We start from the raw sequence: 13,643 nt of genomic DNA, 5'->3' as shown, positions 1-13,643 counted from the left end.
GATATTTTCAGAGAGGCTCTGTCTTCCTCCTTATCTTCATGGAGGTGCCCCATTCGAGGGCCCCGAGCTTCCATAGATAAAAGAGCGCGGCAAGCAGTATCCCTATGAAGATTAGCATCTCGATATATCCGGCCCAGCCTGCTTCGCGTGCGGAAACGGCCCAGGCGAATACGAAGACGGCTTCCATGTCGAAGATCACGAAGAACATGGCTACCATGTAGAATTTCACGTCGAAATGTAGGCGGGCCGAGCCGGTCGCTACGACACCGGACTCATAGGGGACGGAGGTGAGCCTTTCCCTCCTCCGCTCGCCAAGCACATGGGAGAGGACGAGCATGGCCCCGACGAGGAGGACTACCCCGACGAAATAGACGGCAAGCGGCCAAAGCGGCGCGTATTGGGCAGCAGCGCTCAAGCCATACCCCCTGTCTTTTCAAAAAAACCGAGATTGATTGAACTGGCGCGCTCCTCCTGAGGGAACGCGTAGACACGCCCGGAATGCGGCTCTCACTTAAAACCCTAACACACAAGGGTGGATTGTCAAGGAAGCGGGGCAGTGCAGAAAAAATGGATTCCCGAAGCTGAGCTTCCGGTTCCGGTTGACAGCAGTGGCCGCGTAAACTAAAATGGCGCGGTCATGAGAAGGCAGCTCCTTATAATCCTGGCCGCCGTCTTCCTTTTTACCGGGGTCGGCCTGAGCATCCACCACCACGAGGACGGGGCCGTCCACAAGGACTGCCAGGTCTGCGCCGTAGCCTCTCACCATCAGTCGGTTACGCCGTCATCGGCATCGTGGGCGCCGGCCTTATCCGTCCTCTTCGTACTATCCACGGCCTTCTTCATATACAGGCCCGCTCAGATTCAGAGCCGCAAAAGAGTCAGGGCCCCTCCTCTTTTCTGAAATCCAGCCAGAGAACCTACATAACCGCCATAGCCGGCTGCGGAAGTAATCCGTAATCGCGCGGGCTCGTCCGCCTTTTCCCGTCTATGGACATCTATTTCACCTGCTGAGGAGGAATAACGTGTTGAAATACCTGCTCTCTTTCATGTTGATGGCGGTTCTTGCATTTCCGGCATACGCCGATGATATCGAGACCCGGATAAAGAACCTTGAGGACGCGCTCAAATCGCAAGAAAAGGACTCGCGCGCGTCAAGCGGCCTCTTCGGGGGTTCCGCGCTCATGAACCCCAATATCTCGCTCATACTCGACACCTTCTTCTACGGCTCAAACCTCTCGCCTTCGGAGATAGAGGAGCGGGAGATCTCCGGCTATATCCACGAGGAGTTCGAGCATAAGAAGGGCTTCAACCTCGAATCGGCGGAGCTCTTCTTCTTCGCGCCGGTCGACCCGTATTTCAACCTCTACGCCACGATCCCCGTGACGGAAGAGGAGGTGGAGCTCGAGGAGGCTTACTTCGTTACCACGGCGCTTTCGGCGGGACTGCAGCTCAAGGGCGGCAAGTTCAAGAGCGGCTTCGGCAGGCTCAACGGCCAGCACCGGCACCAGTGGGACTTTGCCGACTCCCCTCTTCCCTACAGGGCCTTTTTAGGCGACGAGGGCCTGATAGAAAAGGGCGTCCAGGTCACATACCTCCCGGCCCTGCCGTTCTATGCGGAGTTGGGGCTTGAGGCGCTCCAGGGAGAGAACGAGGTTCTTTTCCGGGAAGACGCTGCGACCGGCCCGCGCGCCTATGCGGCTTTCGCGAAGGCGTCTCTTGACCTTGACGAGAAGTCCACGCTCCTTTTCGGTCCTTCAGTAGCCTTTGGCAAGACCAATACCGGCTCCATCGGGGAAAACACCGGGTTCGAGGGCGATTCCACCCTATGGGGCCTTGAGCTCACCTATAAATTGACGCCTTCGGAAAAAAGGGCCTTCAAACTCCAGGCCGAATACCTCTACAGGGACCAGGACGGCGACCTGTCGGAATTCGACGACGACGGAAACCTTTTGACTCTTGAGGGGCTGGAGAGAAAGCAGGACGGCTACTATGTACAGGCCGTGTACCGGGTCGACAGATGGAGGCTGGGCGCGAGATACGACGGCCTCGGGCTCTTTAAGGACAAATACATCCTCGACGGCGAGCCTGTGGACTTCGGGAACGACCCCTGGAGGGCGACTGCCGCAATCGAATACAACCCCTCCGAGTTCACGAGGCTCAGGCTCCAGTATAACCACGACAGGAGCTTAAGCGGCGGAGAGACGAACCGCGAGGTCTTTTTGCAGGCCATATTCGGCATAGGCGCCCACTCAGCCCACAAGTTCTAAGGAGGAATACGTGCTTAAAAGGGCTCTCTTGGCCGTTTTCACGATGTTTTTCCTTTCAGGCCCGGCATTAGCCGCCGAGCTTAATGTCCTTGCGACGCTCCCATGGATAGGGAGCGTCGCAAAGGACATCGGCGGAGACAGGGTCACCGTTACCGTGCTCGTAAAACCGAACCAGGACCCGCATTACATCGAGGCCAGGCCGAGCATGATAGCCGCGGCAAGGAAAGCGGATATCGTCATATTCAACGGCCTGGACCTGGAAATCGGCTATCTTCCGGTCATAATCGAGTCGTCGAGAAATCCCGGTATCCAGCCGGGCAAGGCGGGCTACCTGGACTGCTCCAAATTCGTCAAACCAATAGAAATACAGGAGCGGGTCGACAGGAGCCAGGGTGACGTGCACCCGCTCGGCAACCCGCATTACCACCTCTCGGCCTCTCAAATGGGCAGGGTCGCCAGGGGCATCGCAGAGGCCCTCTCGGCGCTCGACAGCGGCAGCGGGGGCCTTTACATGGCCAACCTCGCCTCTTTCGAGAAAAAACTCGCCGAGAGGAGGAAGGAATGGGATGGAAGGCTCAAGGGCAAAAGCTATGTGGCTTTCCACAGGTTCTTCGAGTACCTGGCGGCGGACCTCGGTTTCAGGATAACCGGCTACATAGAGCAGCGGCCAGGCATCCCGCCCTCCTCCGGGCACATTGCGGAGCTTGTGGATTCGATGTCGAAAGAGAGGCCGGACGCTATCCTTACCACCTCCTATCACGGCGGCAAGGCCCTCGGCTTCCTCTCGAAGAGGACCGGCGTGAAAGCGATAGTCCTGCCCCACGAGGTCGGGAGCCAGAAAGGCATAGACGACTGGTTCGGCCTCATGGACAGGGTGGTTAAGGATTTAAGCGGAGATTAAAGGTGATGGAGGCCCTCGGCATACTCCTTTTCCCTTTCCTGGCGTGCGTGCTCCTCGTAATCGCGCACGCTTACTTCGGGGTGCATGTGCTCCGGAGGGGGATAATTTTCGTGGACCTCTCGCTCGCCCAGTTCATCGGGCTCGGGACCGCGCTCTCGTTCTTTCTGGGATGGGGCGAATGGAGCGGCGCGGCCTTTTCACTGGGCTTCGCGGTGCTGGGGGCCTTCATACTTTCTTTCTCAAGGACGATATCGAGGGTTGCCAATATCGAAGCCTTCATAGGCGTCCTCTACATCTTTTCACTCTCGGCGAGCATGCTCGTCCTCGACAGGACGCCTCACGGCATGGAAGAGTTCAAGGCCATACTGAACGGCAGCATACTGTGGGTCGCGCCCGGTGAGCTTTTCGCGGCCTTCGCGCTCTATTCCGGGATAGGGCTCTTCCAGTTCGCGTTCAGGAGGAAGTTCCTTTCGCTCTCTTTCGAGGGACGGGGCGGCGGTGCCTGGGAGTTCCTTTTCTTCCTGAGCTTCGCGCTCGTTCTCGTAAAATCCGTTCAGATGGCCGGGGTGCTTCAGGTCTTCGCTTTCCTGGTGATACCGGTGCTCACAGGAAAGCTTTTAACAGGCAGGCTCAAATGGCAGCTGCTCCTGGGCTGGGCCCTTGGCGTGGCGGCGAGCCTTTCGGGGCTCATCCTCTCCTATTCCTTCGACCTGCCGGCGGCCCCTCTCATAGTGGCCTCCCTGAGCGTCTTGTTCTTCGCGCTCCTCGCCCTGAGGCTCTTTTCAGGCGCTGGCGGCAAGGCCTTTTCCCGATAAAAGGCAACCTCTAAAAATTAGAGATTTTTCCCGCAATCAAGGAAGGCCGGGAATAAAAAGCGGAGCATATATGAGTAATATGTGAGCATTTTTATTCCCGTAACTACCCAGGGTCCGGGGAAAAGATCAATTTTTAGAGGTTGCCAAAAAACACTTTGCCCGCAGGGCCTGAACTGGTATAATGCGGCCATGCGTAACCTGCTTTTTACGGCTATCCCCCTCGCGTTCCTTATCGCCTGCTTCGCGTCGGTATCAATCGCGGCTGACCCGGCCAGGGTGACTGCCGGGGAATTGAAGGCCATGATGGAGAGAGGGGAGCGCGTGATACTGATAGACGTCCGCACCCCGCAGGAGCACGCGGAATCGCACATCCCGGGGAGCGTCCTTATGCCGCTGGATACCCTGGAGAACGCAGAGCCCCTCCCCGAGGACGGCCAGGTAATCCTCTACTGCCGCTCCGGCAAGAGGAGCCAGACGGCCCGCGGCATCCTCGGCTGGAAAGGCAACAAGGGAGTACGCGACCTTGAGGGCGGCATAAACGCCTGGATTAAAGCCGGGGGCGAGACGGTCTCCGGCCCGGGCAAATAACCTACATCCTTCCCAAAGGCTCCAGCCTGCCTCCATATCCCGAGCATTCCGAATAGATCATTCATTTTCTGAAAAGGGGCAGATAAGCGTCCCGTGCTTTTAACGGGCGGGAACCCTTCCTGAAATGCGCCTGTCCGGCACACGGCCCATGCCTGCGCAATAGCCCTTGACAATTCGTCATGTGGCGAATTATAGTATTATGAATGAACGAGACGGTCTCCATAGCAAGGGCTCTTTCGGATAAGGCAAGGCTCCGGGCCATTATGGCCCTTTCAGGCGGCGAGCTCTGCGTTTGCCAGATAGTCGGCCTCCTCGGGCTTGCGCCCTCCACGGTCTCCAAACATCTCAGCGTGCTCCATCAGGCCGGCCTCATAAGCTCCCGGAAGGACGGCCGCTGGGTGTACTTCAGGCTCGCGGGCCGGGACGCCTCTCCCTCGGCGCGGAAGGCCCTGAAGTGGGTCAGGGAGGCGCTCGAGGCAGACAGTTCCGTTACGAGGGATTTGCTGAGCCTCAAAAAGATCACCGGGGTCTCAAAGGAGGAGCTTTGCAGGACACAGGCGAAAAAATGAGGGTGCTCTTTCTCTGCACCGGGAACTCGTGCAGGAGCCAGATGGCCGAGGGCTGGGCGCGCCACTTCTGGGCCGGACGCATTGAGGCCGAATCCGCTGGCACAAGGCCCAAGGGGCTCGACCCTCTCGCGGTAGGGGCCATGCAGGAGGCCGGCGTGGACATAAGCGGCCAGGCCTCGAAGGGCCTGGATGCCGTGAATGGAAGGCATTTCGACCTTGTGATAACTGTCTGCTCGGATGCAGACGAGAACTGCCCCCTTTTCCCCGGCGCGCCGAAGGTAGTGCACGCGGGCTTTGACGACCCGCCAGGTCTAGCAAAAAGCGCAAGGAGCCGCGAAGAGGCCATTGCGCATTACCGAAGGGTCAGGGACGAGATACGGGAATTCATAAAGAGACTGCCCGAGATACTCGAAAAGGGTTCGTAATTGACGGCAAGGCTTTCTTTCATCGACAGGTTCCTGACCGCCTGGGTGCTCCTGGCCATGGGCGCGGGCGTTCTGGCGGGCTGGGCATTCCCCGCGCTTTCGGTCTTCATAGACTCGCTCGGGAGCGGCACGACCAACATACCCATAGCAATAGGCCTCGTACTCATGATGTACCCGCCTCTTGCGAAGGTCCGTTACGAGGAGCTCGGCAAGGTCTTCAGGGACTGGAAGATACTCGCCCTGTCGCTTACGCAGAACTGGCTTATCGGCCCGGCGCTCATGTTCGGACTGGCCCTCCTCTTCCTCGGAAACCACCCGGGGTACATGGCCGGCCTCATACTCGTGGGGCTTGCGCGCTGCATCGCAATGGTCATAGTCTGGAACAACCTCGCCGGAGGCGATTCGGAGTACGCTGCGGGCATAGTGGCCGTGAACAGCCTCTTCCAGATAGTCTTTTACAGCCTCTACGCCTGGTTCTTCATAACACTCCTCCCTCCGCTTCTGGGCGCGGAAGGCGCGGTCGTCAACATAGGCATGCCGGAAATCGCGGAGAGCGTCCTCATATACCTCGGCATACCTTTCTTTTCCGGCATGGTTACCAGGCTCGTTCTCGTAAGGCTCAAAGGGCGCGACTGGTACGAGGGCTCGTTCATCCCCAAGATAAGCCCCCTGACCCTTACGGCCCTCCTCTTCACGATTGTCGTGATGTTCAGCCTGAAGGGCGGGGAAGTCATGAGGATACCTCTCGATGCCGCGCTCATAGCCCTGCCGCTCCTCGTCTATTTCGTCGTCATGTTCTTGGTGAGTTTTTGGATGGGGAGGCGGGTCGGAGCGGATTACCCAAGGACCGCTACAGTGGCCTTTACCGCGGCCTCCAATAATTTCGAGCTGGCAATAGCCGTGGCGATCGCCACCTTCGGGATCCACTCCGAGGCGGCTTTCGCCGCGATCATCGGCCCGCTGGTCGAGGTGCCGGTAATGATGGCCCTTGTGAATGTGTCCGTTTACTTTAGAAAACGGCTCTTCGGGGCCGAAGCTTCAGACCTGAAGCTAAGGGCTCCCTATTCCTGAGGCGACCGGCATTCCTTCCGCGCCGTTTTTTCTAATGCCTACTCGCCTCCTGTAAATCTGTAGCCCAACCCCCTTACGGTTTCGATAAGCCCAGCGTACGCACCGAGCTTCATTCTGAGGTTCCTTACGTGCGTGTCTATGGTCCGCGAGCCTGCGGCGGCCTCATCAGTTCCAATGCGCCGGATAAGCGCCTGCCTTCCGAGTATTCTGCCCTTTGAATCCACGAGCGCCAATAAAAGCCTGAACTCGGCAGCGGTGAGGTCGAGCCTTTTTCCGTCCGCGAACGCGGCGAACCTTTCGGTATCCATGGAAAGCGGCCCGGCGCCCGCTACCTTCGGCGCGGCGTCCTGCCCCTTTCTCATGACCGCCCTTACCCTCAGCAATAGCTCCCTCGGGCTGAATGGCTTCACGATGTAATCGTCGGCGCCCAGCTCAAGGCCCAGCACCCTGTCTATCTCCTCTCCCTTGGCCGTGAGCATGATAACGGGTATGCCCTTTGTGTCCGGGGCCGCCTTCAGCCGCTTGAGCACCTCATTACCGTCCATGTTCGGGAGCATCACGTCAAGAAGTATCAGGTCGGGAGAGGACTTTCTGGAAAGCTCCAGGGCTTCGGGCCCGTCCTCGGCTTCCAGGAAACCATACCCGGCGTTGGAAAGGTTATACCTGAGGAGCTTAAGTATATCGGTTTCGTCGTCTACCGCGAGTATGGTCTGTCTCATATGCTCGATTCTATTCCGCTATTGTTAAGGTAATGTTACGGGCCGGTTGAGATTCCAATAAGAAAGCCGCCCCTTGCAGGGCGGCTTTCTTATACCGGATATTTCAGATGGATTTTACTTCTTCCAGACCGGCTCGCCGTTGCAGGCTATCTGGCTCGCCCAGGCATCCTCCACTATCGAGTAAACGTTTTTGGGGATGGGCACGTAATCAAGCGCCGTGGCCATCTCCGCGCCGTTCTGGTAGGCCCAGTCGAAAAACTCGAGGACCGCCCTGGTGTTGCCGCAGTTCTGCGGGTTTTTGTGGACCAGTATGAAGGTCGCGCCGGCCATTGGCCAGGCGTCCTTGCCGGGCTGGTCGGTGAGCACAACCGAAAAGCCTGGCGCGCCATTCCAGTCCGCCCCGGATGCCGCGGCCATGAAGCTCTCCTTTGACGGCTGTACAAACGCCTTTTCCCTGTTCTGGAGGCTCGTGTAGGTGAGCTTGTTCTGGAGCGCGTACACAAGCTCCACGTAGCCGATGGTGTTCTTTATCCTCTTGACGTAATTCGCGACGCCCTCGTTTCCCTTGCCGCCGACGCCTGCCGGCCAGTTGACCGCCGTGCCGAAGCCGACCTTGTCTTTCCACTCCGCGCTCACCTTGCTGAGGTAATTGGTGAATATCCATGTAGTGCCGCTCCCGTCAGAGCGGCGGACGACGGTTATGGAATCCGACGGCAGCTTAAGCCCGGGATTAAGTGCCTGTATGGCCTTGTCGTCCCATCTCTCTATCTTCCCGAGATAGATGTCGGCCAGCACGCCCGGGGTGAGCTTGAGATCGCCGGGCGCGATGCCCTTGATGTTCACTACCGGCACCACCCCGCCAACCGCCGCCGGGAACTGCATGAGGCCCGATTCCTCCAGGTCCTTAAACTCAAGCGGCGCGTCGGATGCGCCGAAATCCACGGTCTTGGCCTTTATCTGCCTTATGCCGCTGCCGCTCCCTATGGACTGGTAGTTGATCTTCGCGCCGGTTATCTTCCCGTACTCGTAGACCCACTTCGAATAGAGCGGGTACGGGAAGGTCGCGCCCGCGCCGTTTATGAGCGCCTCAGCCCGCGCATTTCCGGCCAGCAGGGCAAGCGCCGCGCATATGACGGTAAGGATCATCGCCTTTCTCATATCTTCTCCTTGGTCGTTTTTTTTGCAGGGCGGGAGGGTGGACGCTCCCGCCCTGCCGGATGAAAAGCCCCGCAACTTTTTCGCGGGTATTTACAGGGTGTCTGCGGCCCTGTAAACTTTGAAATCACTTTTAGCTTGCTAAAAACTTCGTTTATTCAGGCTCCCGAAAAAACTTCAGATGCGAGGCCTTATTGGAACAGGGGAGCGAGGATGAGGCGTACTTTCCCTGTACGCCGGAGTATCAAGTACGTAGCCTTCGACGCAGATGGACTTTTTCAGCAACCTGTTAGAAGTACATCTGGGCCTGCACCTGGAAAAGGTCCTTGGAGTCGGCGTTGGCAAGCTTGCCGCTCGCGTTCCCGCCGTACTCGTGACGCACCCAGTTCGCCCCTACCTTCAGGCTGTGCCCCTTGCCGTACCAGTTGACACCAAGGGTCGTTACCTTCTCATCCTTGTCCGCGGCGTTCGAGTTCTGGTCATAGACCTCGTACCTGGCAACGGGCTCGATATTCGGTCCGTCTATGAAGTAGCCTGCCTGCGCGTACCAGCCCCTGGGTTTGCTTGTCCCGACGGCAGGGTCGGTCGAGTCGACCTCCCACGCGTTGTACTCGAACTGGGCGGTAAGCCCGTTCAGGTGGCCCGATATGTCGAAGCCGAGGAGAGTCCTGTCCTCCTCAAACCCGTTTTCCTTGTATTCTATGCCGCCCTGGTTGACGACGTTCGCGCCGAAGGTCAGGTGCCGCCCCTTGCCGAGGTGGGCATCGCTCCTCGACTTCTCGACCCATCCAGGCGGCGAGAGCTCGACCCTTGCCGCGTAGAGCGGGCTTGCCTTGAAGACGGTCCTGCCGGTCTGTATCGCATCCCCGTTCTGCCAGCCGTCCGCGACCGCCGCCTCGTACGCGAAAACGCCCTCGGCGAGCTTGCCGGACGCCGCAAGCTTCGGCTGGTAGTAGGCGTCGGTCTTGCCGAATACCTTCTTTGCGGCTTCTGTGGATACCGGCCTCTCTACAAGGAGCTGCCTTGCGGAGGACGCAAGCGAGACCCTCGAATAGGGGAGCTTCTCCTTGCCTGCGGTCAGGGCTACCGCGTCGTCAGCGTGCCACCTCACGTAGGCGTATAAAAGGCTTACGTTGGCGTTGGAGCCCCCGGCGGCGTCCCACTTGTCGGCGCTGAGAGTGACGTTGTAGCTAAGGGTCTTGGCAAGGAGATTCCCGCCGAGCTCAAGGCGCACCCTCCTCAGATACAGGTCGCTCTCGCTCGCGTAGGAGCTGCCGTCCTTCGACTTGATGGTGTCCCCGAAATCGAACCTGGGCTGAAGCCTGAGCCTTATGTTCAGGTCGGATTCGTTCTGCGTGATTTTCACTCCCTTTGTCTCGTCGCCGAATATGTACTCCGCGTGGGCCGGGGCCGCGGCACCTGATATCAGGCAGGCACCGAGAGTTGCGAAAGCGAGAGTCCAGATAAGTTTCCTCTTCATCTGTTTGTACGTCCTCCTTATTGATATGCCCCTGCGGGGATTTGTTAAGCTGTCCTCTTTACGCGCTCTTTCCTTATTCCTGACCTCAACACATGGCTTACGAGCATCGGGCAGCGGTAGTGGTCTTCGGTGCTGCACCAGGCCTTCTCCTCTTCGATCGAGGGGACCATCATGGTTATCGACGCGCCGCACAAGGCCACCCTCCCCTTTTCCAGATACGGACATTCCATCTCTTTTCTCCTTGTTTTTAAAAAGAGTATAGGCGGCCAATGTCAAGGGATTGTGACGGGGGTGTTATAGTTCCGTTTCCTGCCGCCTCCCTTAAGCAGGCGTTCAACACTGGAAAAAAGCTCATCCAGGCTGAAGGGCTTGGTCATATAATCGTCGGCGCCCGTCGCAAGGCCCTTTTCCATGTCGTCGGACAGGCCCTTGGCCGTGAGCATTAGCACCCGGACCCCGGCCAATTCCTTTTTTATGAGCCTGCAGAGCTGCCATCCGTCGATGCCTGGGAGCATCAGATCGAGTATCACAAGCTCCGGCGCGAACGACATTGCGAGGCTTAAACCCTCACTTCCGTCGAGAGCGCCGCGTGTGATATAGCCCTTTCGAGTAAGATTGAAATCCACGAGGTCCAGCAGGTCCAGCTCGTCCTCGATTATCAATATCCTTTCCTCCATCCTCTCTCCTTTTTACTTTTTTCTTTTATTATGGGGAAGTCAGGTAAAGACGGGGTTACGGGCGCGTTAAGGTTTTGCAGTCAGGAAGAAAAGTAAGGGATTCGTCGCGAGGGAGGCCGTACGGGAAATGGGTTTCCGACCGGCAGTGCGGAAAGCCGCAGGCCCGATTGAAAAAAAAGCCCGGCGGTTTTGCCGCCGGGCTTTTTCGCTTTCCAGTCGAAAATTTTTCTTACGGAACACCTAAAAATCAGAGATGTTTTTCAGGTGTTGCCCTTATTTGCCTTGCAATCCCTTAAGATAGTCTACAAGCTGGTTCACCTCGTCGTCTGAAAGCTTCTGCGGGGGCATCCCTGCCGGGAACTGCTGCGGGTATTTCCTGTCAGCTCCCTGGCGGCCCTTGGTTATGGTCTGGGCGATTTCCTCCCTGGAGGCGTCACGCACGAACTGGCTATTCGCCAGGCCCGGCGCGATTGCGGTGCCTTTTGCCTCGGGGCCGTGGCACGGCTGGCACCTGGACTTGAAAAGCGCCCCCGCATCAGCCGCCAGGGCCGCTCCCGGAACGGCCAGGGCCAGGGTTAAAACCGCACAGTAAATTATCCTGTTCATAAGGCCTCCTTTTGGTTTAAATACAACAGGCAACCTCCAAAATTGGAGATTTTTCCCGCAATCAAGGAGGGCCGGGAATAAAAAGCGGAGCATATATGAGTAATAGTGAGCATTTTTATTCCCGGCCAGACGCAGGGTCCGGGGTACAGGTCAATTTTTAGAGGTTGCCAATAAATAAGAGCATATCCGTAAGACTTGCAAATTTCAAGTGCGTTTGGGAAAATTGCGCAAAGTCCTGCGGGGCTTGAAAACGGTATGGAGGAGGTAGCGCATGTCGGTCCTTCTGGAATTCAGCATGACCCCCATCGGCAGGGGAGAGAGCGTAAGCAAATATGTCGCAAGGTCGCTAGAGATCATCGACAGGAGCGGGCTCCCGTACAGGCTGAACCCCATGGGCACGGTGGTCGAGGGCGACTGGGACGAGGTCTTCGGGGTGGTGAGGAAGTGCTTCGAGCGTATGAGGAAGGACTGCGGCCGCGTCTCGGTCTCCATAAAGGTCGACTACAGGAAGGGGAAGAAGGGGCGGATATCCGCGAAGGTCGAGTCTCTTGAGAAGAGGCTCAGGAAGGAGCTGCGGAAGTAGCCCCCGTGGCCTCGGCGTGGATGTCGTAGTCGTCTGCGCCGGTCACGACCGCGGATATTATATCTCCGGGCGCGGCATGGGTGGCCGTCATGTATACGGCTCCGTCCACGTCCGGCGCCTGGGAAGAGGCCCTGCCCTTGAGCGAATATCCCTCTCGCGGGCCTTCCTCAACGAGCACCCTTATCCCCTTGCCGATAAGCTCCCTGTTTTTCCGGAGCGAAATCTCCCTCTGCGCGCTCATGAGCGCGTCCATCCTCCCTGCCTTTACTTTGGCCGGGACCTGCCTTTTGAAATCGTAGGCCGGGGTGCCTTCCTCCCGCGAGTACATGAATACGCCGAGCCTGTCGAATTGGACGGCATCGATGAAATCAAGAAGCTCCTCGAAGTCCCTGTCCGTCTCGCCGGGGAAGCCGGTTATGATGGATGTCCTCAAGGTCAGGCCAGGCAGCCTTGAGCGGAGTTTTTCTATAAGCCCCTCCACCTCGGCCCTCGTGTACTGCCTGTTCATGGCCTTCAAGACCGGCGGGCTTATGTGCTGGAGCGGAAGGTCTATGTAGCTCAACACCTTCTCCTCTGCCTCCATTATGGATATGAGTCCGTCGGATACCCTCCCCGGATAGAGATAGAGTAGCCTTATCCATTCTATCCCCTTAATGGGGACGAGGTTTTTAAGCAGCTCTTCGAGACCCGCGCCCCTGTCCTTGCCGAAAGAGGTAGTGTCCTGCGCGATGAGGTTAACTTCCCTTATGCCCTGCTCGGCAAGGGAGGCCGCCTCCCTCACAACGGAATCGACGCTTCTGCTCCTGAACCCGCCCCTTATGGAAGGGATGCTGCAGTAGCTGCAGTGGTTCGAGCACCCTTCGGCTACCTTCACGTATGCGTAACGTCCCGGGGTCGAGACGATACGCGGGGTCGTGTAGTCGTGTATATAGGTAGGCAGTCCGACGAGCACCCTCTCCCTGAAATCCTCACGTATCGCTTCCGCTATCCTGTGGTACTCGCCCGTACCTATGAAGCAGTCGACCTCGGGCAGGCTATCCGCGAGCTCTTCCTTGTAGCGCTGGGTTAGGCACCCCGCGACTATAAGCCTCCTGCACCTGCCGGTCTTCTTCCTCTCGGCAAGGGCCAGGATGGCGTCTATGGATTCCTCTTTCGCGTCCCCGATAAAGCCGCAGGTATTGACCACGATGACGTCGGCAAGCGCTTCGTCAGTCGTAAGCTCGGCCCCTGCCTCCCTGAGGATGCCCAGCATCACCTCGGAATCGACGAGGTTCTTGGGGCAGCCGAGGCTTACGAGGCAGACCTTTTCCGCTGTCTTTCGCATATCTGGATATTTTAACTTGAAGGGGCGGGGGCGGGCAAGGCTAAAGGCGCCCTTGGGAAGCGGAATGTCAAAAAACCGCTTCATCCGAAGGCTCCGGACGGTGCAAGAATTCAGGTAACGGACTGAGGCCTAAACGGCGATCTTATAGAGTTCGTCGAACTCGCCGCGCTCCTTGTAGGCCTTGAGCACTGGGCAGCTCGAATGCACATGGGACTTGCAGAGCGCGTCATAATCGAATAGGCTCGGGACCATGCTGCTCAGAGAGGCCTTGCATACGGCCCCGGCGAGATGGATGCACCTGGTTTCCATGCTTCTCCTCCTTTGGTTCTTTCCGGCCTGGCCGGCCATTTACCCTTCTCTTCGGAGGCATGGAGTGAAGACTTGAATGAATTTCGACCTTAAGTTGCTTATTTTAAAGAACTCCCGCTTGGGCCGCCTGAAATGAACTACACCGCCGAAACGG

The 13,643-nt window shown here is 57.9% G+C and carries 18 protein-coding genes; 9 read left to right on the top strand and 9 right to left on the bottom strand.

Annotated features, from left to right (window positions below; genetic code table 11):
* Window positions 1-7: 7 nt before the first annotated feature.
* Window positions 8-337: an NADH-quinone oxidoreductase subunit A gene (gene ndhC, locus QY316_01240; GenBank protein ID WKZ34138.1), complete on the bottom strand. Its 330-nt coding sequence runs from the start codon at window positions 335-337 to the stop codon at window positions 8-10.
* Window positions 338-637: 300 nt separating this feature from the next.
* On the opposite strand from ndhC, the gene QY316_01235 reads away from it, so the two are divergent.
* From QY316_01235 to arsB, 8 genes are all read left to right on the top strand, one after another.
* A complete protein-coding gene (locus tag QY316_01235) occupies window positions 638-901 on the top strand; it encodes a hypothetical protein (GenBank protein WKZ33060.1) in 264 nt (87 codons plus the stop codon).
* A gap of 121 nt (window positions 902-1,022) precedes the next feature.
* Complete coding sequence (locus tag QY316_01230; GenBank protein WKZ33059.1) at window positions 1,023-2,267, top strand: hypothetical protein; 1,245 nt, start codon at window positions 1,023-1,025, stop codon at window positions 2,265-2,267.
* A 10-nt stretch (window positions 2,268-2,277) separates the two neighbouring features.
* Window positions 2,278-3,168 carry a metal ABC transporter substrate-binding protein gene (locus tag QY316_01225; GenBank protein WKZ33058.1) on the top strand — a complete coding sequence of 297 codons (891 nt, stop codon included), beginning with the start codon at window positions 2,278-2,280 and terminating at the stop codon, window positions 3,166-3,168.
* Between the two features lie 5 nt (window positions 3,169-3,173).
* Window positions 3,174-3,983 (top strand): metal ABC transporter permease, encoded by an 810-nt coding sequence (locus tag QY316_01220; GenBank protein ID WKZ34137.1) that lies wholly within the window; start codon window positions 3,174-3,176, stop codon window positions 3,981-3,983.
* A 189-nt stretch (window positions 3,984-4,172) separates the two neighbouring features.
* Window positions 4,173-4,571: a rhodanese-like domain-containing protein gene (locus QY316_01215; GenBank protein WKZ33057.1), complete on the top strand. Its 399-nt coding sequence runs from the start codon at window positions 4,173-4,175 to the stop codon at window positions 4,569-4,571.
* A 203-nt stretch (window positions 4,572-4,774) separates the two neighbouring features.
* Window positions 4,775-5,140: a metalloregulator ArsR/SmtB family transcription factor gene (locus QY316_01210; protein ID WKZ33056.1), complete on the top strand. Its 366-nt coding sequence runs from the start codon at window positions 4,775-4,777 to the stop codon at window positions 5,138-5,140.
* On the top strand, window positions 5,137-5,565 hold the full coding sequence (locus QY316_01205) for an arsenate reductase ArsC (GenBank protein ID WKZ33055.1): 429 nt from the start codon (window positions 5,137-5,139) through the stop codon (window positions 5,563-5,565). Before QY316_01210 ends, QY316_01205 begins: the two co-directional genes overlap by 4 nt.
* A 57-nt stretch (window positions 5,566-5,622) precedes the next feature.
* On the top strand, window positions 5,623-6,636 hold the full coding sequence (gene arsB, locus QY316_01200; protein WKZ34136.1) for an ACR3 family arsenite efflux transporter: 1,014 nt from the start codon (window positions 5,623-5,625) through the stop codon (window positions 6,634-6,636).
* A 38-nt stretch (window positions 6,637-6,674) separates the two neighbouring features.
* On the opposite strand, the gene QY316_01195 is transcribed toward arsB, so the two are convergent.
* From QY316_01195 to QY316_01170, 6 genes are all read right to left on the bottom strand, one after another.
* Complete coding sequence (locus QY316_01195; GenBank protein ID WKZ33054.1) at window positions 6,675-7,355, bottom strand: response regulator transcription factor; 681 nt, start codon at window positions 7,353-7,355, stop codon at window positions 6,675-6,677.
* A gap of 114 nt (window positions 7,356-7,469) precedes the next feature.
* Window positions 7,470-8,501, bottom strand: coding sequence for a phosphate ABC transporter substrate-binding protein PstS (pstS, locus tag QY316_01190; protein ID WKZ34135.1), 1,032 nt, complete (start codon window positions 8,499-8,501; stop codon window positions 7,470-7,472).
* Between the two features lie 298 nt (window positions 8,502-8,799).
* Entirely contained in the window at window positions 8,800-9,990 is a 1,191-nt protein-coding gene (locus QY316_01185; GenBank protein WKZ33053.1) for a porin, read from the bottom strand.
* Between the two features lie 44 nt (window positions 9,991-10,034).
* Window positions 10,035-10,220 carry a hypothetical protein gene (locus QY316_01180; protein ID WKZ33052.1) on the bottom strand — a complete coding sequence of 62 codons (186 nt, stop codon included), beginning with the start codon at window positions 10,218-10,220 and terminating at the stop codon, window positions 10,035-10,037.
* Window positions 10,221-10,262: 42 nt separating this feature from the next.
* Window positions 10,263-10,667 (bottom strand): response regulator, encoded by a 405-nt coding sequence (locus QY316_01175; protein ID WKZ33051.1) that lies wholly within the window; start codon window positions 10,665-10,667, stop codon window positions 10,263-10,265.
* A gap of 273 nt (window positions 10,668-10,940) precedes the next feature.
* A complete protein-coding gene (locus tag QY316_01170; GenBank protein ID WKZ33050.1) occupies window positions 10,941-11,273 on the bottom strand; it encodes a cytochrome c in 333 nt (110 codons plus the stop codon).
* A gap of 271 nt (window positions 11,274-11,544) precedes the next feature.
* On the opposite strand from QY316_01170, the gene QY316_01165 reads away from it, so the two are divergent.
* Complete coding sequence (locus QY316_01165; protein ID WKZ33049.1) at window positions 11,545-11,856, top strand: MTH1187 family thiamine-binding protein; 312 nt, start codon at window positions 11,545-11,547, stop codon at window positions 11,854-11,856.
* Here QY316_01165 and rimO read toward each other — a convergent pair.
* Complete coding sequence (gene rimO, locus QY316_01160; protein ID WKZ33048.1) at window positions 11,834-13,180, bottom strand: 30S ribosomal protein S12 methylthiotransferase RimO; 1,347 nt, start codon at window positions 13,178-13,180, stop codon at window positions 11,834-11,836. The two genes, QY316_01165 and rimO, sit on opposite strands and share 23 nt — an antisense overlap.
* Before the next feature lie 129 nt (window positions 13,181-13,309).
* Entirely contained in the window at window positions 13,310-13,489 is a 180-nt protein-coding gene (locus QY316_01155; protein WKZ33047.1) for a hypothetical protein, read from the bottom strand.
* Between the last annotated feature and the right edge of the window lie 154 nt (window positions 13,490-13,643).

The sequence above is a fragment of the Thermodesulfobacteriota bacterium genome, from assembly GCA_030583865.1.
In the GTDB taxonomy this organism is placed as follows: domain Bacteria; phylum Desulfobacterota; class GWC2-55-46; order GWC2-55-46; family GWC2-55-46; genus UBA5799.
The sequence above is the reverse complement of the archived record's forward strand: the minus strand, read 5'-3'. Positions and strand labels throughout refer to the sequence as shown.

Coding starts and splice junctions, on each gene's coding strand:
- ndhC (WKZ34138.1), bottom strand. CDS start 337: ATGCTCGTCCTCTCCCATGTGCTTGGCGAGCGGAGGAGGGAAAGGCTC.
- QY316_01235 (WKZ33060.1), top strand. CDS start 638: ATGAGAAGGCAGCTCCTTATAATCCTGGCCGCCGTCTTCCTTTTTACC.
- QY316_01220 (WKZ34137.1), top strand. CDS start 3,174: ATGGAGGCCCTCGGCATACTCCTTTTCCCTTTCCTGGCGTGCGTGCTC.
- QY316_01215 (WKZ33057.1), top strand. CDS start 4,173: ATGCGTAACCTGCTTTTTACGGCTATCCCCCTCGCGTTCCTTATCGCC.
- QY316_01210 (WKZ33056.1), top strand. CDS start 4,775: ATGAACGAGACGGTCTCCATAGCAAGGGCTCTTTCGGATAAGGCAAGG.
- QY316_01205 (WKZ33055.1), top strand. CDS start 5,137: ATGAGGGTGCTCTTTCTCTGCACCGGGAACTCGTGCAGGAGCCAGATG.
- arsB (WKZ34136.1), top strand. CDS start 5,623: ATGGGCGCGGGCGTTCTGGCGGGCTGGGCATTCCCCGCGCTTTCGGTC.
- QY316_01195 (WKZ33054.1), bottom strand. CDS start 7,355: ATGAGACAGACCATACTCGCGGTAGACGACGAAACCGATATACTTAAG.
- pstS (WKZ34135.1), bottom strand. CDS start 8,501: ATGATCCTTACCGTCATATGCGCGGCGCTTGCCCTGCTGGCCGGAAAT.
- QY316_01185 (WKZ33053.1), bottom strand. CDS start 9,990: ATGAAGAGGAAACTTATCTGGACTCTCGCTTTCGCAACTCTCGGTGCC.
- QY316_01180 (WKZ33052.1), bottom strand. CDS start 10,220: ATGGAATGTCCGTATCTGGAAAAGGGGAGGGTGGCCTTGTGCGGCGCG.
- QY316_01175 (WKZ33051.1), bottom strand. CDS start 10,667: ATGGAGGAAAGGATATTGATAATCGAGGACGAGCTGGACCTGCTGGAC.
- QY316_01170 (WKZ33050.1), bottom strand. CDS start 11,273: ATGAACAGGATAATTTACTGTGCGGTTTTAACCCTGGCCCTGGCCGTT.
- QY316_01165 (WKZ33049.1), top strand. CDS start 11,545: ATGTCGGTCCTTCTGGAATTCAGCATGACCCCCATCGGCAGGGGAGAG.
- rimO (WKZ33048.1), bottom strand. CDS start 13,180: ATGCGAAAGACAGCGGAAAAGGTCTGCCTCGTAAGCCTCGGCTGCCCC.
- QY316_01155 (WKZ33047.1), bottom strand. CDS start 13,489: ATGGAAACCAGGTGCATCCATCTCGCCGGGGCCGTATGCAAGGCCTCT.